The sequence below is a fragment of the Kribbella sp. NPDC104218 genome, assembly GCF_055584105.1.
In genome coordinates, this window is the sequence record NZ_JBVJMQ010000003.1 from 596644 (window position 1) to 617804 (window position 21161).

Genomic DNA, 21161 nt, shown 5'->3' on the forward strand with positions numbered 1-21161 from the left:
GGGAGACCCGGGGGATCCGAGGAGTACAACGTGAACGCCAAGTGGAACATCGACGTGGCCGCCGTCAGTGACGTGCTGCAGAAGACCGCGACCGCGGTCGAGCCGTTCAACGCGCACTCGAAGTCGTACAACGACCGGCTGAACAACGTGACCGTCGCGCTGAAGTGGGACGTCTTCACCGTGGTCGCGGTCGCCGTCAGCGAGTACGGCGCGCACTGGCAGCCGATCATCCAGGCCGCGGCGACGCAGGTCGAGGCCTCGCTGACCGGCGCGACCAACGCGGTCAAGGCCTACAACGCGGGCCAGACCGAGATGGCTGCCAACGCCCAGCGCGCCGCCGGTAACGGCGTCGTCCCGGGGACGGCCAGCCAGGGGCGGGCCGTCGCCCTATGAGTGACGAGCAGTACAGCGCCGACCTGTCCCAGCAGACCCCGCCGCCTCCGCCGGCAGCCGAGCCGCCGGTGACCGGTGACCCGGTGATCGAGGCGGCCCGCGCGCGGCTGGCCGAATGGCTGACCGCGCAATCGCCCGACGATCCGGAGTACGCCGCGACGCCGGAGGACCTGGCCGGCTGGGACGCGCGGGCGCAGGACGAGTTCCTGCTGTTCGTCCCGCCCGGCTACGCAAACCAGATGTACCTGGTCGCCGACCGCGGGATCAGCGTGTTCGCGCCGAGCCAGCTGACGCTCGAGGACGCGATCGCCGCCGCGCGTGCGTGACTGAGCCCTGCCGCGTCGTACCGACGTACCGGATGACCCTGTTGACCCCGTGGGACCGAGGAACGAACTGACATGATCAAGCCCGATGGCATCCCGATCGCGCCGTTGCACCACCTGGTGGAGTCGCTCGAGCTGAACGCCGGGCCGATGCGCGACCTCGGCCAGCCGATCGTCGACGTGGGCAACAACGTGCACAGTACGTTCGGCCGCCTCGAGGGCTGCTACCAGGCGCCGGAGCGCGACCTGCTGATCCAGTCCACCCAGAAGGTGCAGAAGAACCTCGGCGAGTTCGGCCGCAGCCTGCCGCCGATGGCCGGGCACCTGGACCGGCTCGCGCGCGAGACCAAGGGTCACCTCGACCGGCTCCGCCAGATCCGGCGCGAGGCGATCGACTGGACGGCGAAGATGAAAGCCGATCCGGACTGGCGCAAAAAAGAAGACATGGTCAACCAGAGCAACCGAATGGTCGACGACGTCAACAAGATCATGAAGGAGCACCTGCCGAACCTGTGCTTCGCGGTCGCCAGCGACATCGTCAAACTGCACGGCGGCAAGGCGTGGGACCCGAAGACCGGCCTGCGCGAGGGCGAGCAGCCCAAGGAGCAGAAGCAGCAGGAAGGCGAGCCGCCGGAGGACCCGTGGGGTAAGCACGAGGAGCGCGACAAGCCCTGGTACGAGGACACCATCGACTTCGTCGGCAACGTGCTGGTCGGCGTCGTCCAGTGTCTGGGCGAGGCGGTCGAGGGCCTCCTGACGCTGATCCCGGTGCTGCCGGCGATCGCGTCGATCCCGGGCGCGAAGGAATGGGCCAAGGAGAACCTCTGGGGCTGGGAGCTGCCCACCTGGCAGGACGCCGGCAACGCCTGGAAAGGCGTCGGGCAACTCGGCGCGCACTTGATGTACGCGCCGGTCGAATGGGCCTGGTGGGGTTTCGACAAACTCACCGGCCTGGACACCCGGCCGCAGTTCGTCAAGGAGCTCGGTGAGTCCGGCGTCGCGATGCTGAAGGGCATCGTCGCTTGGGACGAGTGGTCGAAGAACCCGGGCAAGGCGCTGGGCATGACGCTGACCAACATCGTCACCACCGTGGCCACGGGCGGCGTCGGCGGCGCGGTCAAGGGCGCCGCGATGGCCGGCAAGTTCGGCGCGATGAGCGGTGTCGCGATCAAGGCCGTCACGCTGACGGAGAAGGTCGGCGCGTTCAAGGCCGGCCTGACCGACAAGGCGCTGAACGCCGCCGTCAAGATCCCCACCGTCAAGAGCGTCGTCGACCAGGTCGCCAAGATCCCGATCGTCGGCGAGAACTTCAAGGTCCAGGTCCCCAAGGTCGACGTCCCCAGCGTCGGGCACACCCCCGAAATGCGCTCCGTCGACACCCCCTCCCCGACCACCCCCACCACCACCCCCCACACCCCCAACTTCCCCGACACCCCGAGCACGCCGCACACCCCTGGCACTCCGGGAACCCCGCACACGCCTGGTACGCCGAACACGCCGGGGACGCCGGGGACGCCGAACACGCCGGGCACTCCGAACACCCCAGGGACGCCGGGTACTCCGAACACGCCTGGTACTCCCGGCACCCCGAACACTCCCGGCACCCCGAACACTCCGGGCACCCCGAATACCCCGAACGCTCCGGGTACTCCGAACGCACCGGGGACGCCAGGTACGCCGAATGCACCGGGTACGCCGAATGCACCAGGTACGCCGAACGCGCCTGGTACCCCGAATGCACCGGGTACTCCGAACACGCCGAATGCACCGGGAACCCCGAACGCGCCGAACGCTCCCGGTACTCCGAACGCGCCGGGCACTCCGAACACGCCGAACGCGCCGGGAACCCCGAACACGCCGAACAGCCCGGGTACGCCCGGTGGCCCGAACACGCCGCGTACGCCGGACGCCCCGGACGCGGGGGAGCTCCGCTCGATCGACGAGACCCCGACCCGGGGGACCGGCACGCCGCACACCCCCGGCACGGGCACCCCGCACACTCCGGGGACCGGCACGCCGAACCTCCCGGGAACGGGTACCCCGCACACCCCAGGAACCGGCACGCCGAACCTCCCGGGCTCAGGCACGCCGAACCTCCCGGGCTCAGGCACGCCGAACCTGCCGGGTTCGGGCACCCCGAACCTCCCAGGCACAGGTACGCCGAACGTGCCGGGAACCGGCACCCCGCATACCCCGGGCACCGGAACGCCGAACAACCCCAGCGTCCCCGGCACGCACACACCTGACGTGGCCCCGGCAGCACGCGCGGCCGACCCCGTCGTCCCGCCGATGATGCCCCCGATGCACCCCGGCGTACCGCACGCCCCGGGCGCACCGAGCACCCCCGGCACCCCCGGCACGCCGAACACCCCGGGCACCGGCACCCCGAACACCCCCGGCACGTCCCGGCAGACCATCGGCGAACGCCTCGACGGCAAGCAGCCAACGATCTCCCAGCGCCTGTCCGGCGACCCGGTCGCCCCCACCCCACGCCAGTCCATCGCCGACCGCCTGGACGGCAAACAGCCCACCATCGGCGAACGCCTCGACGGCGTCCCACCCAACCGCGCCGCCACCCCCGACACCCCCCGCAACGGCGACCGCACCCCGGACGCGGACCGCACCCCGGACGGCGATCGCACACCTGACACAGACCACACGCCCGACGCCGACCGCACCCCGGCCGGCGACCGGACGCCTGACGCGGACCGGACACCGGAGGCCGGGCGTACCCCGGATGGTGACCGCACGCCCGACGCACACCGCACGCCGGATGGCGATCGCACGCCTGACGCGGACCGGACGCCGGAGGCCGGACGCACGCCCGACGCGGACCGCACTCCCGAGGCTGGCCGCACGCCGGACGGCGACCGCACGCCGGAGGCCGGGCGCACGCCTGACGCGGACCGGACGCCGGAGGCTGGTCGTACGCCGGATGGTGACCGCGCTCCCGAGGCACACCGCACGCCGGATGGCGATCGCACACCTGACGCGGGCCGCGCTCCGGAGGGGGATCGGACGTCGTATGGCGACCGCACGCCTGACGGGGATCGGACGCCGGAGGCTGGGCGCACGCCGGATGGCGACCGCACCCCCGACACAAACCGCACTCCTGACGCGGACCGCACTCCCGACGCGGACCGCACGCCTGACGGCGATCGCGCGCCTAACGCGGACCGCACCCCGGAGGGGGATCGGACGCCGGATGGTCAGCGCACGCCTGATGCGGGGCGGACGCCTGGGGTTGACCGGCAGTCGATCGCGGATCGGCTGGACGGGAAGCCGCCGACGATTGCGGAGCGGCTGGCCGGTGACCCGGTTCCGCCGACTCCCCGGCAGTCGATCGCGGACCGGCTGGACGGCAAGCAGCCGTCGATCGGTGAGCGCCTCGACGGCGTCCCGCCGAACCGTGCGGCCGACGCCGGCCGCACCCCCGACGCGGGACGCACTCCCGACGCGGGACGCACTCCCGACGCGGGCCGCACACCGGACGCGGGCCGCACCCCCGACGCTGGGCGCACACCGGACGGCGACCGTACACCGGATGCCGGGCGTACGCCGGACGCCGACCGGACTCCCACGACCGATCGAACCCCAGGGAACGACCGGACGTCCACGACTGACCGGACGCCGGACGCGGATCGTGGTCCGGGGACTGGGCGGCGTGCGGACGACGGACGTGGGCGCCCGGACCCGTCGCGACCGGATTACCGCGACCCGAGTGGCCTGAACGACACGCCGCCGTCCGGCCGGGAGCCGGGGTACGACCCGAACCCGGGGCCGCAGGACCGCTTCTACACGCACGGCAGCGAGCCGCAGCGGAGGTTCGACGCGGGTAACGACCCGAAGTACGACAGCCCGCTCGAACGGCAGAAGCTCATCGACCAGATGAAGCCGGACTACCTGAAGCCGGCGCCGAACAAGCTGCGGGCGGACGTCGACCCGTTCAACCACATCAAGCCGGACCCGCTCGACGTCCGGCGCGGCCAGCTGCGGGACGCCGTCGGCGACAACCCGGTGGAGAACGTCCGGGACTGGGTCGACAAGATCAACCCGGACTTCGACAAATCGCCGCATTACGGGATGAACTGCGGCGATGTGTCCCGCTCGGTCTGCGAGGTGTTCAACGGTGAGCCGCCGCGGATGGCCTCGGGGAACAAGTTCAAGGGCGGCGAACATCCGCACGAGACGCTCGAGTGGATGGGCCTGGACGACTTCCCGGGCAAGCTGGTGCGCGACCCGCGGACCCCGAGCAGCCTGGAGTTCAACAACCAGGCCGCGCAGCAGGTCCGCAACGCGCTGCACGGCCGCCCGCCGGGCACACACGCGATGATCGGCGTCGGGTACGCGAAGGGCGGCGGTCACTGGCTGACTGCGTTCGTGGACGCCGACGGCAGCATGAAGTGGATCGACGCGCAGCCGTCGCCGGCGTTGAAGCAGTTGCCGAAGGGGAGCCCCGAGCACCGTGCGGCGATCAACAACATGATCAAGCACGGCAATCAGCTGCCGGTGACGAGCCACATCGACCGGATCGACTTCAGCGTCCGCGAACCGGGCGGGAGCTGGGAAGGCCCGCCGCGTCGCCCCGACACCCCACCGGCGTCGCAGACCCGCTTCGGCGACGAGAGCTCTCAGCAGCGACCCGCATCACGCGGCCAGGCTGACGACTCGTTCTCCGCACGCCTGACGCCCGACGGCTCCAGTACGCCGTCCCATGCCCAAACCCCCGCCTGGGACCCGAGCCGCCTGGACGGCCCGCAACCGCCCCGCACACCGGACGCGGCTCCCCAGCCCGTCCGCGACGGCGAGTCGCCCCTGGCATCGCGCCTAGGCGACCAGCCGCGTACGCCGGACGCCGGTTCGCCGGTCCGCGACGCCCTGGACGGCGAGTCGCCGGTGGCGTCGCGTCTGGGTGAGCAGCCGCGGACGCCAGAGGCGGGTTCGCCGGTGCGCGACGCCCTGGACGGCGAGTCGTCGGTTGGTTCGCGGTTGGGTGACGGGTCGGCGGCGCGTGCGTCGGATGCTGGTCCGCAGTCCGTCCGCGACGCGCTCGACGGCGAGTCGCCCCTGGCATCGCGCCTAGGCGACCAGCCGCGCACGCCGGACGCCGGTCCGCCGGTCCGCGACGCCCTGGACGGCGAGTCGTCAGTGGCGTCGCGTCTGGGTGAGCAGCCGCGCACACCGGAGGCCGGATCGTCGGTCCGTGACGCGCTGGACGGTGAGTCGCCGGTGGCGTCGCGTCTGGGTGAGCAGGCACCGGGCCGGACGCCGGAGGCGGATGGCGGAGGTCGGTCGGTGCGCGATGCGCTCGACGGTGAGCCCGCCTCGCCGTTGACCGAGCGGCTGGCACCGGGCCACACGCCAGGGGAGGGCATCAGCCGCCGGGAGTGGCAGCAGCCCGACGCCTCGCGTCAGGCAGGCGCCCCGCGTCAGCCGGAGCAGCCCCGACAGCCGCAGGCGGCGCACCAGCCGCAGCAGCCGGATGTCCCGCGTCAGCCCGACGTCCCGAATCAACCTCGTCAGCCGGAGGCCCACCAGCCGCAGCAGGCCCGTCAGTCGGAGACCCCGGACCAGGAGCGTCAGCCGGAGGCCTCGCGTCAGGCGGAGCAGCCCCACCAGCTGCAGCAGCCGGATGCCCCGCGTCAGTCCGACGTCCCGAATCAGCCCCGTCAGCCGGAGGCCCACCAGCCGCAGCAGGCTCGCGGTGAGCAGCCGCGGCAGCCCGAGGGGTCGACGTGGGAGCGGCCGCGGCAGCCTGAGCAGCCGGATCCGTTTGCTCGGCGGACGGGTGATTTGAACGACGGGCCTGGGCACCGGGGTGACCCGGATGCGACGCAGCGGGTCTCGTCGGAGACGATCCGGGACGCCGACGCGCGCGGCCGGCAGCCGGACGCGCCGCGTCAGCCGGAGCCGACTCGTACCGAGCAGCCGCGCCAGCCGGATGCTCACCAGCCGCGTCAGCCGGATGCGCCGCGTCAGCCGAACCAGCCGAACCAGCCGCATCAGCCGAGCCAGCCGCGGCAGGCGGATGGGCCGGTTTGGGAGCGGCCGCAGCAGCCGGATCCGTTTGCTCGGCGTACAGGTGACCTGAACGACGCGCCTGGGCATCGGGCCGATCCGGACGCCACGCAGCGGGTGTCGGCGGATGACATCCGTCGGGCGGATGCGGACAGCACTCAGCGCATCTCGGCCGACGACATCCGTCGGGCGGATGCGGACGCCACCCAGCGCATTTCGGCGGACGACGTCCGTCGGGCGGATGCGGGGGCGGCGCAGCGGAACGCGGCGGAGGCGTCGGGCAAGGCGGATGCGACGCCGGCGAAGCCGGACAGTACGCCGGACTTCTACCCGGAGGACTTCGGGTTCGGGGCGGCGCAGCGGCATCGGGCGATGGAGCCGGGGGCCAAGCATCAGTACGACGTGGAGGCGGAGGACTTCGCCCGGCGGGTGACGCCGGAGGAGGCCCGGGCGATCGACACGATGACGGCGAGCCAGTTCTCGACCGTCAACCGCGCGATGCACAAGGGGTACTCGGTCGACGATCTGGCGAAGCTGGTGGACGACGCGTCGATGGGTATCTCGGCGGAGGCGGTGACGGCGGCGCGGCATTTCCAGTCCGCGCTGCGCAAGGTGGAGCCGCCGGTCGATCCGCGGACGCTGTACCAGGGCGTCCGGGCTCCCAAGGGGACGACGCCGCAGGGGCTGCTGCAGTGGGCCCAGGAGGCGTTCCCGGTGGGCGGCGTTCAGCACGTCCGGGCGTTCCAGCACATGTCGATCGATCCGAAGGTGAGCGCGTCGTTCACCACGGTTTCGGACCGGATCGGCGTGGTGAAGGAGGTCAAGACGCGGCAGGGCGCTCCGCTGGGCGGGCTGACGTCGCGGAAGGGGCTGGAGGGTGAGGGGACCGAGGTCGAGGTCGCCGTGCCCGACGACGTCCGGTACGTGACGATCGGCGTCAGCCCGAAGATCAGCTTCGATCATCACATGGGTGACTACAAGGTCGACAAGATCGTGGTCCACCAGATCGACATCGCCGACCTGGACTACCACTTCCCCGGCGGCCTGCCCGACGAGCTCAAGCACCTGCGCCCGGAGAGCGGCCCGCCGCCGAGCTCCGGCGCCCAGCACCCGGCGACCCCGGACCAGCACACCGCCCCCCAGCACGAGACCTCCCAGCACGAGGCCCCACAACACGAGGCCCCGCAGCAGCAAACGCCGCAGCACCACGAGGCACCGCAGCAGGGTGGGGACTGGACGCCGGGGGAGTCGGCGTACGGCGCCGGCTCGCAGCAGGGGTTCGATCCAGCTTTTCAGCCCAGTGCGCTGGGGGAGCGGTTCGCGCCCGGCGTCCACGACCAGGCCGGGGCGTTCCGGCCCAACGAGCGGGCGATCGCCGACCGGCTGCAGGGTGAGGGCTGGCGGGTGGACGCGCGGCCGGCGGACCACGCCAAGCAGCACCTGAAGAACCCGGAGTCGATGGTTCGCCACGACCCGGCGGACCCGGGCCGGATCACGGAGTCCAAGACGCTGAGCAGTGGTACGGCGAACGCGGCCAGGCGCAGTATCAACGATGCCAGCGACCAGGTGCCGCCGGGCGGCGAGGTGGTCGTGGACGGCCGGAACGCCGGTCTGACCGAGCACGAAGCGCAGCGGGCGTACCAGAAGGCGCTCGAGCAGCCTGGTAAGGCGGTGGCTGGGCAGGTCAACGTCATCCTCGGCGACGGCCGGCTGGTCACGTACCTGAAGGAGAGCTGATGGCCGCGCGGGAGAACATCTTCGTGCTGGCGGGCTGGAGTGTGCCGGACGAGGTGACGAGCCTCGCGCAGGTGCTCGGGCTCGAGCCGATCCCGGACACCGCCGGTGCGGGTCCGGACCAGTACGGCCTGCGCGGTCCGGCGCAGACCGTGCAGGGGGTGCTGGGCTACTTGATCCAGCCGAACCTGCACGTGGAGCCGAGTCCGGCGCCCGAGGACGTCCAGGCGATCGACGGTTTCCAGATCGAGATCGACATCTGGCTCGGTGGCGACGAGGCCGTCCAGCGGCACGAGGCGCGGCTGGTCTTCGACCGGCTGGCCGCCGCCCGTCCGGACGTCGGGATGGCGCTCACCCACGATCTTGACGAACTCGTCGCGGCCTACCGGCCCGGCTATGGTGTGCACGTCTTCCCTCCGGGGACGACGATGGACGCACCGGACGCCGGGCAGTGGCGCGGCTGGGTGCCGGAAGCGAGGAGCTGAACCGATGTCGGGGAACTACGGCACGCAGGTCATCGAGTCGGTGGCGGTCCGCCGCCGGCGGCTGCGCGAGGCGTGGCTGTTCGGGACCGACCGGGTCCGCAACACGCTGAACGAGCACACCGGCAAGGTGCTGGGCAGCGTGATGCTGGCCGCGATCATCTGCGCCGGTTTCGCCGGGTACGGCTACTTCAAGACGTCGATGGCTAAGCAGAACCAGCAGCCGGGCACCAGCCAGACCACCGGTCCGGCCAGCCCGCAGCCCAGCCGCTAGCTCACCAGCGGTTCGCCCGCCCGAACAGGTGCCGCAGCCACGTCCGCCGTGGCTGCGGCTTCAGTGCGGGCGGCAGGACGGCGGACGCCGGTGACGCGAGTGTCACCGGGACCTGGACCAGATGGTCGCCCTGCAGCCAGTACAGGTCGGGGGAGCACTGGTCCGGCGCGTCGCGGTAGCAGTCGGCGATCCAGTGCGCGAGCGCGTCCGCCCGCTCCTGCCCGGCGTCCGCGGGGCAGTAGGCGATCGTGCTCAGCCGCGGGACGCCGACCAGGACGCCGGCGCCGCGTGATGCCTGCGGCAACAAGTTCTCCCGGTCGACGATCGCCATCGAGACCAGCGGATCGCCGTCCCGGCGCAGAACGCTGAACCCCTGCTGCGGGATCGCTTCCAGGTCAGCGATTTCGCCGAGGCTGAGCCGGACCGGGGACGGCGTGTCCGGGTCGCCGAGCCCGAGCATCGACCGCCGGACGACGGTCAGCCGGCGCAACTCGGCGCCGGTCCGGACGAAGACGACCACCTCGAAGTGGTCACCGAACGGCAGCAGCGTGTCCGCGACCGGGCCCGCCGTCCGCGCCGACCAGCCGCGCTGGACCAGTAGGGCCCGTTGCCGTTCGCCGACGTCGCCGTAGCGGTGCTCCTCGGTCGCGAGCTCACCCTCCGCGACGACGGCCCGCAGCCAGGCCTCGATCTGCTCCGCCCAGCGGGCCTGTGGTAGCTGGAGGCAACGATCGACGATCTCGCCGACCCCGACGACGGCCGACATCTGCAGCGCGCCGCGGCCCCAGCCCACCTCGACGGTCTGCTCAGTGGTGTCGACCACACAGCCGGGCAGCCAGATCGGCGCCAGGTCGGCGATTACCTGAACAACGTCGAGCGCCTCACTCGTGCCTGTCATCCCCTGACCTCTCCCACCACTACAGTGTGCCGGGCATCCGTTCGGTAAGAAGTATGAGTTCCCCCGCGCATCCGCGGGCTGGTTCAGCGGAGGAAACCTTAGTGGCAAGCCGGATCGTGCACCGCCCGGCGCGGCGCACACCTGCCCCCGGGGTGCAGCAGCAGCGAGTCATCGAGCCCGCCCCGTCCCTGGGTGGCGGAGGCGGCGGCGGTGGCGGCGGCCAGGCGGCGCAGATGCTGCTGCCGATGGTCGGCAGCCTGGGCTCGGTGGCGATGATGACGATGGGCCGCTCCGGCCCGATGGTGATGATCGGCATCGTCGTCCTGGTGCTCACCCTGCTCGGCTCACTGGTCGGCATGCTCGCCGGCCGCGGCCGGGGCGGCAAGGACCGCAAGTCGAAGCGCGCCCAGTACCTGGACTACCTGGAGCGCCTGCGCGAGGACTTCTCGGTCCAGGAGCGCAAGGCCCGCGCCGAGGCCCTCGAGCTGAACCCGCCGCCCGACGCCCTGCTGGACTGCGTCGCCGACGTCTCCCGGCTGTGGGAGCGGCGGCGGACCGACAGCGACTTCCTGCAGCCGCGCTGCGGCAGCGGCCGGGTGCCGGTCGTTCCGGCGGTGGTGGGCCAGTCCGGCTCGGCCATGGAGCCGCCGGACCAGTTCATGATGGCCGAGGCGAACGCCCTGGTCCGCCGGTTCACCCTGATCCCGGACATGCCGCTGTCCATCCCGCTGGACCACGTCGGCAACGTCAGCATCATCGGCGACCGCGAGGGCGTCGTCCGGGTGGCTCGCTCGCTGCTCGTGCAGACCGCGGTGTTCCACGCCCCGGAGGACGTCGAGTTCGCGGCCTGTTACCCGCCGTCCGCGCTGGCGGACTGGCAGTGGATGGGCTGGCTGCCGCACGTCCAGGACCCGGACCGCCGGCAGGGCCCGATCCCGTTCCGCCGGATCGCCGACAACCCGCGCAAACTCGCGCAGCTCCTGTCCGGCGACCTGGCCAAGCGCGTGCAGTGGGCGACCGAGTCGCGCCGCGGCTCTGTCGACTTCGAGGACCGCCGCCGGCTCACGCAGCGGCTGCTGGTCCTGCACGACACGTACGGCCAGGTCGCGTCCGAGGTCCGGCCGCAGGCGGACGACTCGATCGTGCCGGGGGAGCTGGGCGTCACCGTCCTGCACCTGGTCGCCGACCGGGTCCAGGAGCCGAGCCAGGTCACCATGCGGATCACCGTGTACGGCGACGAGGTCCGCATCGAGGACCTGCGCGGCGCGTACCCGATGGTCGCCAGCGGCCAGGTCGACAAGCTGGACGCCGCCGTCGCCGAGGGCGTCGCCCGTGAGCTGTCGTCGCTGCGCCTGTCGGCGGAGTCCCTCGAGGAGGACGCCGCCCTGGAGAACGTCGACTTCATGGGCCTGCTGAACATCGACGACGTCGCCCGGCTCGACTTCAACCGCCTCTGGCAGCCGCGGCCGGACCGGCAGTTCCTGCGCGTTCCGCTCGGTGTCGACGACAGTGGCGCGACGACGCTGATCGACCTGAAGGAGTCGGCCCAGCTCGGTATGGGTCCGCACGGCCTCATCATCGGCGCGACCGGTTCCGGTAAGTCCGAGGTCCTGCGGACGATGGTGCTCGCGCTGTTGTCGACGCACACCCCGGACGACCTGGCGCTGGTCCTGGTCGACTTCAAGGGCGGTGCGACGTTCGCGCCGTTCGAAGGCGTGCCGCACGTGGCCGGCATCATCACCAACCTGCAGGACGACGCGAGCATGATCGAGCGCGCGTACGCCAGCCTCGCCGGTGAGGTGCAGCGCCGCCAGCAGGTCCTGCGGGACGCCGGCAACATCGCGAACATCACCGACTACCGGATGCACCGGGCCCAGCGCCCGGACATGCCGGCGCTGCCGCACCTGTTCGTGATCATCGACGAGTTCGGCGAGCTGCTGAACCAGCGGCCGGACTTCATCGACCTGTTCTTGTCGATCGGCCGTATCGGCCGGTCGATCGGTGTGCACCTGCTGCTGTCCAGCCAGCGCATCGAGTCCGGCGTCCTGCGCGGTCTCGACACCTACCTGTCCTACCGGCTCGGTCTGCGGACGTTCTCCGAGGAGGAGAGCCGTACCGTGCTGAACACCCCGGACGCGTTCCACCTGCCGCCGCTGCCCGGTTTCGGCTTCCTGAAGGTCGACACCAGCGTCTACCAGCGGTTCAAGGCGGCGTACGTGTCCGGCGCCTACAGCGCGCCGACGGCGACCGTTGTGGACGAGGACGAGGGCGACGGCTTCCAGATGCACGAGCTGGTGCCGTACCAGCTGCTGGAGTCGGAGATCGCCGCGCTGCAGCCGGTCGAGGTCAAGGCGACCGAGCGGACGACCGGTCCGACGGTTCTGAGCGTTTTCGTCGACCAGGTGCGCAAGGCGGCTCAGCCGGTCCTGCAGATCTGGCTGCCGCCGCTGCCCGCCGCCTGCACGCTGGACGGTATCGGCGGCCGTGCGGACTTCGTGGACGGCCGTGGCCTGCAGCTGGCCGTCCGGCCGCCGCAGATGCACCCGCCGATCGGTGTGGTCGACGACCCGGCGCACCAGCGCCAGGAGGTCTACCGCCTCGACCTGACCCGGGCCGGCGGACACGTCGCCTTCGTCGGCGGTCCGCAGTCCGGTAAGACGACCGCTCTGCGGACTCTGGTCACCTCGCTGGCCCACACGCACACTCCGGCCGAGGTGGCGATCTACGCGCTCGACCTGGCCGGTGGCGGCATGCAGGCGCTGGCCAACCTGCCGCACGTCGGTGGGGTCGCGCTGCGCACCGACCGTGAGCGCGTACGCCGTACCGTCGAGGAGATCCGGTCGATGATCGACCACCGGGAGCGGGTCTTCCGCAACCACGGGATCGACACGATGGAGGCGCTGCGCGCCGACCACGCGGCCGGGCGGCTGCCCGAGCTGCCGACCGCCGACGTCGTTCTGGTCGTCGACAACTTCGGTGCGCTGCGGACGACGTTCGACGAGTTGGAGGAGCCGCTCGGCGACATCCTGCAGCGCGGCAGCAGCTACGGCGTCCACGTCGTCGCGGGCATGATGCGCTGGAACGACGTCCGCATGCAGAGCCAGGCGCTGTTCGGCACGATGCTGGAGCTGCGGCTCAACGACCCGACCGACTCGAACATCGATCGGCGGCTGCAGGAGGTCCTGCGCAAGACCGGCCCGGGCCGGATGCTCGTCCCGGGCGGCAAGCTGTTCGGGCAGATCGCGCTGCCGCGCGTCGACGGCATCCTCTCGGACGAGAACCTGTCCGACGTGCTGGAGGGGCAGGCGGTTCAGCTGCGCTCCACCTGGCACGGAGCGCCGGCGCCGCAGATCCGGATCCTGCCGCTGCAACTGCCGCGCAACCAGGTCGGCGACGACATCCGCGAGCCGGCCGTCGTCCCGATCGGCGTCGACGAGCGCGCCCTCGCGCCGGTCTACCTGGATCTGGCCGGTCGCGACAGCAACCTGGTCATCTTCGGCGACAGCGGCTCGGGCAAGACCAACATGGTCCGGCTCGTCATCCAGCAGCTGATCGACCGGCACGCCTCCGAGGAGCTCGTCTTCGCCGTGATGGACCCGCGGCGCGGCCTGCGTGAGTACGTCCCCGAGGCGTACGTCGGGGGCTACGCACCGACCGGCCGGATCGCCGGGGGCCTGGCCGCCGGTGTGTCGGAGGAGCTCGCGAAGCGGATGCCGGACGACACCGGCAAGGTCCCGGAGAGCGGTCTCGGCGGCCCGCGGATCGTGATCGTGGCCGACGACTACGACCTGCTGACCGCGGGCTCGCAGGCGCCGATGGACCCGTTCCTGCCCTACATCGCGGCAGGCCGCGACATCCGGCTGCACTTCATCGTGACCCGGCGGGCCTCGGGCGCGTCCCGGCAGATGTACGAGCCGTTCCTGTCGGCGGTCCTGGAGACCGGCGCGGCCGGGCTCGTGCTGTCCGGCGACCGCGCGGAGGGCCAGCTGTTCACCGGCGCCTACCCGGGCGACTACCCGCCCGGCCGCGGCATGTTCGTCCGGCGCGGGGACGCGGCGCAGCTCGTCCAGACCGCGATGGCCGACCCGGCGCCGGCCGCGGCCCCCACATCCGGAACCAGCGGAGGAACGACGCCATGACGTATGACCTGGTGGCTCTTGTGGACGGCCGGCCGGCCAGCGAGGACGTGCTCGCCGGGCTCGCGGCCGCGGGGACCGAGCTGGGCGTGCGCGCGGTCAGCGGCGGCGCCGTCGTCCAGCTGTGCGACGACGCGGACCAGCCGCTGGTCTCGATCGAGCTGCCGCTGCTGATCCAGGTGCCCGGCGAGGTCGAGCGGATGCTCGGCGTCGAGGTGGGCGTCGTCGAGACGCCGGCCTGGTGGGTGGAGATCCGGGCCACCGCCGCCGAGGGCGCCCGGGAGCTGGCGGAGAAGTTCGCGCAGACGTTGATCGATCGGCTCGGCGGCCGGGTCTGGACACCGGAAGGTGTCGGGACCGCGGCGGCCGGCGGCGAGGAGAAGTCCTGAGATGCCCAACAGCCTGACCTTCAGTCCCGGCGTCGACCTGATCACCGAGAAGGTGGCGGTCGTCATGCAGGACCGGCCCGTGATCGGTATGTCGGCCTGGCTCAGCGACGCGCTGACCTCGGCCAAGGTCGAGGCCCGCGACATCCAGCTGGTGACGCCGAAGACCACCCGGCTGACCTACCCGGTGCGCTCGAAGCTGTTCACCGGCCTGTTCTCGCGCTGGGTCGTCACCACCGACGACGGCGAGTACTTCGACGGCCTGAACGGCGTCCGCCTGAAGTGGAACGGCGACATGTTCCTGGCCCGGACGCCGGCCGAGCCGGGGGAGGAGGCCGAGCCCTCCTCGGACCTGCACCCGGACTTCGTGGTCAAGGAGATCCCGCACTGCCATCTGCAGGTGACGGTCCGCGTCCGGCACGCGCCGGTGGCCAGCCTGGTCCTCGGCGGCGTCGCGGAGCGGCTGTTCAACGCCTTCACCGGCGGCGGGCCGTCCGGCTGGTCGACGTCCGAGCCGGTCACCCAGCTGTGGAATCCGACCGCGATGACCGACTACTGCCGTGGCCGCGCCCCGGCGCCGACCTGGCTGGTCCTGTCGGGTCAGCCAGGGCCGGAGTTCAAACCCGCCGTCGGCACGTTGGAGACCCGCCGGACGGAGTCCGGGCTGGACGAGACGATCACGATGTCCGTCGCGCAGCCGGGGCTCGAGCAGCCCAGCCTGGAGCAGATCGGGCAGGTCATCGATGACGTCGCCGACGACTACGAGCTGATCTCCGCCGCGGTGGTGGGCGCGTTCGGCGCGGCCGACGGCACGTACCAGCCGCGCTTCCTCGGGATGTCGTCCCCGATGGGCATCGCGGCCGGGAACGAGGCGGTCGGCACGAAGAGCGTCACCGACCTGCTGCAGGTCGACGGCGTGAAGAACGCGATGGCGATCGGACCGGCCCACAACCCCGCGCTCTGGTACCCGATCGGCAACGGTCAGGACCCCGCGGACTGGACCATCTACGCGAACGTGATGCAGAAGTTGATTCCGACAGGAGCAGGAGAGAAATGAGCGTCTACAGCCGCGTGACGGTGATCGGTCAGCGCCGTCGGCTGGATGCGGTGCTGCCGGCGGACGAACCGCTCGGCGTCCTGCTGCCGGACCTGCTCCGGATGCTGGACGAGCCGCTGCAGCAGACCCCGCAGCGGCGGTTCCTGACCACCGCGACCGGCGTGCTGGTGCCGCCGGAGGGCACGCTGGCGTCCGCCCAGATCATCGACGGCACCGTGCTGCGGCTGGCCGCCGAGGGTGAGTTGCCGCCGCCGCCGACCGTGTACGACGTCACCGAGGAAGCCGTCGAGGACCTCAAGCGGCGCGGCGCGGCGTTCAAGCCCGCCCACCGCCGGGTGCTGGCCGGCACGGGCCTGGTGTTCTCGGTCGTGGCCGGCGCGATCTCGCTGCTGGTCGCCGCGCCGAACGCGATCACCGCGGCCGCGCTGCTGGTGCTGGCAGCCATCGGCGCGTTCGTCGGCATCGCCCTCGGGCGGACCGGCAACAAGCTGATCGCGGTCCCGCTGGTGTTCGTCGCCACGGTCCTGCTGGCCCTCGCGGTCGGCTTCTGGGCGCTGGACGCCGGGGCGAGCCTCGGGCTGACTGCAGCGATCGGTGCGCTGTGTCTGGCGTTCGGTCCGTTCTTCTTCTCGGCCGCGGGCCTGGCCGGCGGCGGTGTCGTCGCCGGTGCGACCTCGGTGCTGTTCGTCGCGGTCTGGATGATCGGCGTCGGTACCGGCCTCGCCGCCGATCGGGTCGGTGCGCTGGCCGCGCTGCTCGCGGTGCTGCTGCTCGGCCTGCTGCCGCGGATGGCGCTCGCGCTGTCGGGTCTGTCCGGCCTGGACGACCGTCGGGCCGCCGGCCAGGAGATCATGCGCGGCGACGTGCAGAGCGCGCTGAATGCCGCCCACCTCGGGCTGGCGCTGGCGACGGTGCCGATCGCGGTGTCATCCGGTGTCGCGGGCATCATGCTGCTGAAGGCGGGCGGTGCCTGGGCGGTCGCGCTGGCGCTGGTGCTGGCGTTCCTGCTGGCCTCTCGGTCGCGGCTCTACCCGCTGGTGCAGGAGGTGTCCGTGCTGTTCGCGGCCTCGTTCACCGTGGTCTCCGGGTGTGTGCTGATCGCCGCTGTGAACGGTCAGGGCGGTGCGTTCATCGCGCTGGGCCTACTGGTGCTGGTGGCGCTGTTCTGCGCGTTCGGTCTCGGTTTCGCACCGGCGGAGCATGTCCGTGCGCGGCTGACGCAACTGCTCGACTACATTGAGGTAGGCGCGATCATCGTGACGGTCCCGCTGGCGCTGGGAGTCTTCGGCGTCTACTCCAACTTGCTGAACGCATTCTGACGACCGGATGGAATGACTGAATCTGATTGGCAAGGTGACATGCTGCGCCGGATGTCGGCGGAGCAGTCACCAGCCGAAGAGCCGTCCCGCACCGACACTCCGCCGCCGGCCGACCCGCCGATGACGGAGGCACAGCCAGGCCCGCCTGCGCCCCCACCTGACCAGGTACCGCCGCAGCACCCGCCTGTGCACCAGCAGCCGCCGCAGGGACAGCCGTACCCGCCGCAGTACCAGCAGCAGCCGTATCCGGAGCAGCATCAGCAGTACCCCCAGCAGCAGCCCTACCCGCCGCAGCAGGGGTACCCGCAACAGCCGTACCCACAGCAGCAGTACCCGGAGCAGCAGCAGTACCAGCAGCAGCAGCCGCCTCCGCAGTACCCGCCGCAGCAGCAGCCGTATCCGGAGCAGTACCCCCAGCAGCAGCCTTATCCGCCGCAGCAGGGGTACCCGCCGCCGCCTCCGCCTCCGCAGCAGTACGCGCCGCCCGGCCAGGTGCCGCCGTACCAGCCTGCGCCGTACGAGCAGTACGCCCCGCCGTACCAGCAGTACCCGCCGTACGAGCAGCAGCCGCCGGCGGCGCCGCCGTACCAGCAGCCGTACGTCGACCCGCAGTACCAGCAGCAGCCCCCGCCGTACCAGCAGCAGCACCCGGGCCAGGTGCCGTACCAGCAGGCTCCGCCGCCCGCACCGCCGCAGAACACGGGCTGGGGCCCGGCGCCGACGCAGCAGCCTGCTCAGCCCGGTGCGCCCGAGGGTGACTCGGTCTTCAAGCGTTTCCGCCGGTTCGCCAACGAGGCGGCGTACCTGGTCGGCGCCTCCGGCCGTATGCAGCGCGACGTCGACAACATCGCCACCATCCGACGCCCGATCGCGATCATGCGCCGCGTCGGCGTCCTGAGTCCGGTCGCGAACGGCGGGACGTCGACGATCAGCGCCCTGCTCGCGATGATGCTCGCCGCTCAGCGCTCCGACCGGGTCGTCACGATCGACGCCGACCCCAACGGCGCCGAGCTGTCCCGCCGCCTGGAGCTCACCGTCGGCGCCGGTCCGATCGAGCGGGTCAGCCTGGTCCGCAGCGAAGGCACCGCGGACGCCGTCCGCCAGTCCCTCGCCGAAGCGCAGGGTCAAGGCGCGCGGGACGTCGGCCTGGCCGTCGTCGACTGCCCCGGCAGCATGTACGACGAGGTCAGCATGGAGATGGCCTCCTCGGCGCACTGCGTCGTCCTGGTCATCCCGTCCGTCCAGCACGTCGCGAACTACTGCCTCCAGCAGCTCGACCAGCTGACCCCGGACGGCCAGAACGTGCTGCTGACCCGCGGCGTCGTCGTGATCACGATGGTCGAGCCGGCCGATCCCAGCTCGGTGAGCTGGCTGATGGATGCATTCCGCCAGCGCGGCCTGGAGCCGCTCGTGCTGCCGTACGACGCGCATATCGCCCAGGCCTGGCCGCTGCACGCCGAGCAGATCGAGGACGAGAGCCGGCGCGCCGTGCTGGATCTGTCCGCCCGAGTCGTCGAGACCGTCACCGGGACGGCCGGCTGAGCCGGAAAAGTCTCAAACGGCGGTTCAATTGAACCGTTCGGGTGCCGGAGCCGTTCGTCCAGTATCCGCCCCGGTTTGGCCGGGTCGGGTACAAAGCAGAGCATTCAACTATTTCGTCCGGCAGGCTCTTGGAGGTCCAGATTCATGAGCGATGACACGATGGCACCACCCACCCGGCAGCCCGAGGCGGCGCCCGCCGCTGAGCTGCGCGATCGGCGGTCGGTGCTGCGCTGCGCGGCGATGGCCGCCCTGGCCGGTGGCGGCGCCGCCGTGCTGGCAGCTTGCGGCGGCGGCGACACCGCGGGCTCCGGTCCGACCACGACGGGGTCCAGCTCCGCGCCGACGTCCGGTGGCACCACCTCAGCCCCGACCACGGGCGCGAGTACGCCGCCGGCGTCCAGCGCGCCCGGCGGAACCGTCCTCGGCCCGGTCTCCGACGTGCCGGTCGGCGGCGGGAAGGTGTTCACCGACGCGAAGGTCGTTGTCACGCAGCCGACCGCCGGCCAGTACAAGGGCTTCTCGGCCGTCTGCACGCACGCGGGCAACCCGGTCGGCTCGGTGGAGGGCGGTCAGATCATCTGCCCGTTCCACAACAGCCACTTCTCGATCACCGATGGCGCCCCGGTCAGCGGGCCGGCCGAATCCCCGCTGCCCGCCGTCAACGTCGCCGTTGCCAACGGCAACATCGTCCAGACGGCCTGACACCGGCAAAGGGCCCGGCCGTGACGGCCGGGCCCCTGTCAGCGGCTGATCAGCGCTGGGCCGGGTCGACCTTCCCGGCGAAGAGCAGCTTGTTGGGGGAGCCGGTGCCCGGATCGCCGACCTTGTCCGGCGTCGAGGCGCCGAGGAGTGCGGTGGCTACGTCGGCCGGAGCGGCCTCCGGGTGATCGGCCAGGTAGAGGGCGATCGCGCCGGCGACATGCGGCGTGGCCATCGACGTGCCGCTCATCGTGTCGGTCGAGTCCGGCCCGGTGATACCGACGGACAGGACGTCGACGCCCGGCCCGAACAGGTCGACGCACTTGCCCCAGTTCGAGAACGAGGCCTTCTTGTCCGCGTCGTCGGTCGCGCCGACGGTGATCGCCGAGGGCTCCCGGGCCGGGGACGTCGTACACGCGTCCGCGCTGTCGTTGCCGGCGGCAACGGCATAGGTGATCCCGGCGCCGGTCGACGCCTTCACCGCCGCGTCCAGCGCGTCGTCCGAGGGGCCGCCGAGGCTCATGTTCACCACGGCCGGCTTCTTGGCGTTCTTGGTCACCCAGTCGATCCCCGCGACCACGGACTCGGTCGACCCCGAGCCCTTGCAGTCCAGGACGCGGACGCCGAACACCTTCGCGCCCTTGGCGACGCCGTACGTCGATCCGGCGATCGTGCCGGCGACATGGCTGCCGTGGCCCATGCAGTCGACGCCGTTCTGCCCGTCGCCGACCGTGTCGGTGCCGACCGCGGCCCGGTCGCCGAAGTCCTTGTGGGCGGCGTAGATCCCGGTGTCGATCACGTAGACGTTCACGTTGTCCGCGGTCGTGGCCGCCTCGTACTTCTTGTCCAGCGGCAGATCGCGCTGGTCGATCCGGTCCAGGCCCCAGGGCGGGTTGTCCTGGCGCACGCTGATCCGCTGGTTCTGCTGGACGAACGCGACCCGCGAGTCGCCGGCCAGCTTCTTGGCCTGCTCGGCGTCCATCGTGGCCGAGAAACCCTTGATCGACGAGTCGAACTGTTTACGGACCTGGACCTCGTACTTGGTCGCCAGGCTCTGGTTGGTGGCCCGCGTCTCGCCCTGGGAACGCTGCCCGGCGAGGACGACGAGATAGCTGTCCGGAATGGCGGTCGCACTGTTCGCGCCGCGCACGGTCACCTCGGGCTCGGCCGCCGAACTACTGGCGGCGATACCGGTGACGGCGAGCGCGGATGCTGCGAGCGCGCCGAGGACGACGCGCGGTCTGGCCAAGTTCGGGGACATGGGCGGTTCTCCCTCGAGTCAGCGCAAGGCCTGGTTGCCTCACGCAAAGGACCTGCGCATCTACCCTGGGTCACAGGTTATGGATCGCGCTCATCCCAATCGGGGGTCAGCCGCGCCTTATGACCGAAGCCGCAACACACCCGCAACGTTCACCCCGTGTGCCTGGCCTGCTGGTTGGCGTACTTGCGCGCGGCGAAGTCGTAGGCCTCGCGGAGCAGCGCGGCGTCCACGGTCACCGGCGAGACGATCGCGACCCAGTACTGCGCCGCGTAGAACGGATGCGGCATCAGGACGTCGCGCGCGGCGTAGTCGTGACCGGAGTCGAGCACCCAGTCGGCGTCACGTTCGATCGGGGGCGCGCCGAACAGCTTCGTGTACGTCGCCTTGGTCAGACCGAGGTTGAGCCGCCAGGCGCCGGGCTCGTCGAGCCGGGAGACCCGTTCGTAGTGGTCGCCGGTGACGATCGTGGCGAACGGCTGCTGCCGCTCCGGCGGCAGGTCACCGGCCGGGTCGTAGAGGTAGAAGAGATCGTCCTGCGCCTCGAGGACGCGGACGCCGGCGTCCGAGCGAAGTCGCCGATCCAGTTCGTCCAGTGTCATGCCTTCGAGTCTGTCATTGAAGTAGCAGTGGAGACTCCGG

Annotated in this window: 14 protein-coding genes; 11 read left to right on the plus strand and 3 right to left on the minus strand. The window is 71.5% G+C overall.

What is annotated here, in order from left to right; all coding sequences use genetic code 11:
* Positions 1 to 30: 30 nt before the first annotated feature.
* The 5 genes from ACZ6ZD_RS27565 (at position 31) to ACZ6ZD_RS27585 (ending at position 9224) form a co-directional block, all read left to right on the plus strand.
* Positions 31 to 393 (plus strand): DUF6507 family protein, encoded by a 363-nt coding sequence (locus ACZ6ZD_RS27565; protein WP_465676814.1) that lies wholly within the window; start codon positions 31 to 33, stop codon positions 391 to 393.
* Positions 390 to 719 (plus strand): hypothetical protein, encoded by a 330-nt coding sequence (locus ACZ6ZD_RS27570; protein WP_465676815.1) that lies wholly within the window; start codon positions 390 to 392, stop codon positions 717 to 719. The genes ACZ6ZD_RS27565 and ACZ6ZD_RS27570 overlap by 4 nt, the downstream gene beginning before the upstream one ends.
* Positions 720 to 791: 72 nt before the next feature.
* Positions 792 to 8471 carry a toxin glutamine deamidase domain-containing protein gene (locus tag ACZ6ZD_RS27575; protein WP_465676816.1) on the plus strand — a complete coding sequence of 2560 codons (7680 nt, stop codon included), beginning with the start codon at positions 792 to 794 and terminating at the stop codon, positions 8469 to 8471.
* Positions 8471 to 8953, plus strand: a complete 483-nt coding sequence (locus tag ACZ6ZD_RS27580; RefSeq protein ID WP_465676817.1) for a hypothetical protein — start codon at positions 8471 to 8473, stop codon at positions 8951 to 8953. Before ACZ6ZD_RS27575 ends, ACZ6ZD_RS27580 begins: the two co-directional genes overlap by 1 nt.
* A gap of 4 nt (positions 8954 to 8957) precedes the next feature.
* Positions 8958 to 9224: a hypothetical protein gene (locus ACZ6ZD_RS27585; protein ID WP_465676818.1), complete on the plus strand. Its 267-nt coding sequence runs from the start codon at positions 8958 to 8960 to the stop codon at positions 9222 to 9224.
* A gap of 1 nt (position 9225) precedes the next feature.
* On the opposite strand, the gene ACZ6ZD_RS27590 is transcribed toward ACZ6ZD_RS27585, so the two are convergent.
* Positions 9226 to 10122, minus strand: coding sequence for a hypothetical protein (locus ACZ6ZD_RS27590; RefSeq protein ID WP_465676819.1), 897 nt, complete (start codon positions 10120 to 10122; stop codon positions 9226 to 9228).
* A gap of 101 nt (positions 10123 to 10223) precedes the next feature.
* On the opposite strand from ACZ6ZD_RS27590, the gene eccCa reads away from it, so the two are divergent.
* The 6 genes from eccCa (at position 10224) to ACZ6ZD_RS27620 (ending at position 19264) form a co-directional block, all read left to right on the plus strand.
* Positions 10224 to 14261 carry a type VII secretion protein EccCa gene (gene eccCa, locus ACZ6ZD_RS27595; protein WP_465676820.1) on the plus strand — a complete coding sequence of 1346 codons (4038 nt, stop codon included), beginning with the start codon at positions 10224 to 10226 and terminating at the stop codon, positions 14259 to 14261.
* On the plus strand, positions 14258 to 14647 hold the full coding sequence (locus ACZ6ZD_RS27600) for a hypothetical protein (protein ID WP_465676821.1): 390 nt from the start codon (positions 14258 to 14260) through the stop codon (positions 14645 to 14647). The genes eccCa and ACZ6ZD_RS27600 overlap by 4 nt, the downstream gene beginning before the upstream one ends.
* A gap of 1 nt (position 14648) precedes the next feature.
* On the plus strand, positions 14649 to 15701 hold the full coding sequence (locus tag ACZ6ZD_RS27605) for a DUF6177 family protein (RefSeq protein ID WP_465676822.1): 1053 nt from the start codon (positions 14649 to 14651) through the stop codon (positions 15699 to 15701).
* Positions 15698 to 17020 carry an EsaB/YukD family protein gene (locus ACZ6ZD_RS27610; protein ID WP_465676823.1) on the plus strand — a complete coding sequence of 441 codons (1323 nt, stop codon included), beginning with the start codon at positions 15698 to 15700 and terminating at the stop codon, positions 17018 to 17020. The genes ACZ6ZD_RS27605 and ACZ6ZD_RS27610 overlap by 4 nt, the downstream gene beginning before the upstream one ends.
* 12 nt (positions 17021 to 17032) lie before the next feature.
* Positions 17033 to 18562 (plus strand): MinD/ParA family ATP-binding protein, encoded by a 1530-nt coding sequence (locus tag ACZ6ZD_RS27615; protein WP_465676824.1) that lies wholly within the window; start codon positions 17033 to 17035, stop codon positions 18560 to 18562.
* 144 nt (positions 18563 to 18706) lie between these two features.
* Positions 18707 to 19264 carry a Rieske (2Fe-2S) protein gene (locus ACZ6ZD_RS27620; RefSeq protein WP_465676825.1) on the plus strand — a complete coding sequence of 186 codons (558 nt, stop codon included), beginning with the start codon at positions 18707 to 18709 and terminating at the stop codon, positions 19262 to 19264.
* Between the two features lie 49 nt (positions 19265 to 19313).
* Here ACZ6ZD_RS27620 and ACZ6ZD_RS27625 read toward each other — a convergent pair whose 3' ends face one another.
* Together ACZ6ZD_RS27625 and ACZ6ZD_RS27630 are read right to left on the minus strand one after the other, a co-directional pair.
* Positions 19314 to 20522, minus strand: coding sequence for a S8 family peptidase (locus ACZ6ZD_RS27625; protein WP_465676826.1), 1209 nt, complete (start codon positions 20520 to 20522; stop codon positions 19314 to 19316).
* 149 nt (positions 20523 to 20671) lie between these two features.
* A complete protein-coding gene (locus ACZ6ZD_RS27630; RefSeq protein ID WP_465676827.1) occupies positions 20672 to 21121 on the minus strand; it encodes a DUF6194 family protein in 450 nt (149 codons plus the stop codon).
* Positions 21122 to 21161: the final 40 nt, after the last annotated feature.

Coding starts and splice junctions, on each gene's coding strand:
- ACZ6ZD_RS27625 (WP_465676826.1), bottom strand. CDS start 20,522: ATGTCCCCGAACTTGGCCAGACCGCGCGTCGTCCTCGGCGCGCTCGCA.
- ACZ6ZD_RS27570 (WP_465676815.1), top strand. CDS start 390: ATGAGTGACGAGCAGTACAGCGCCGACCTGTCCCAGCAGACCCCGCCG.
- ACZ6ZD_RS27630 (WP_465676827.1), bottom strand. CDS start 21,121: ATGACACTGGACGAACTGGATCGGCGACTTCGCTCGGACGCCGGCGTC.
- ACZ6ZD_RS27580 (WP_465676817.1), top strand. CDS start 8,471: ATGGCCGCGCGGGAGAACATCTTCGTGCTGGCGGGCTGGAGTGTGCCG.
- ACZ6ZD_RS27585 (WP_465676818.1), top strand. CDS start 8,958: ATGTCGGGGAACTACGGCACGCAGGTCATCGAGTCGGTGGCGGTCCGC.
- ACZ6ZD_RS27615 (WP_465676824.1), top strand. CDS start 17,033: ATGACTGAATCTGATTGGCAAGGTGACATGCTGCGCCGGATGTCGGCG.
- ACZ6ZD_RS27600 (WP_465676821.1), top strand. CDS start 14,258: ATGACGTATGACCTGGTGGCTCTTGTGGACGGCCGGCCGGCCAGCGAG.
- ACZ6ZD_RS27620 (WP_465676825.1), top strand. CDS start 18,707: ATGAGCGATGACACGATGGCACCACCCACCCGGCAGCCCGAGGCGGCG.
- ACZ6ZD_RS27605 (WP_465676822.1), top strand. CDS start 14,649: ATGCCCAACAGCCTGACCTTCAGTCCCGGCGTCGACCTGATCACCGAG.
- ACZ6ZD_RS27610 (WP_465676823.1), top strand. CDS start 15,698: ATGAGCGTCTACAGCCGCGTGACGGTGATCGGTCAGCGCCGTCGGCTG.
- ACZ6ZD_RS27590 (WP_465676819.1), bottom strand. CDS start 10,122: ATGACAGGCACGAGTGAGGCGCTCGACGTTGTTCAGGTAATCGCCGAC.
- ACZ6ZD_RS27575 (WP_465676816.1), top strand. CDS start 792: ATGATCAAGCCCGATGGCATCCCGATCGCGCCGTTGCACCACCTGGTG.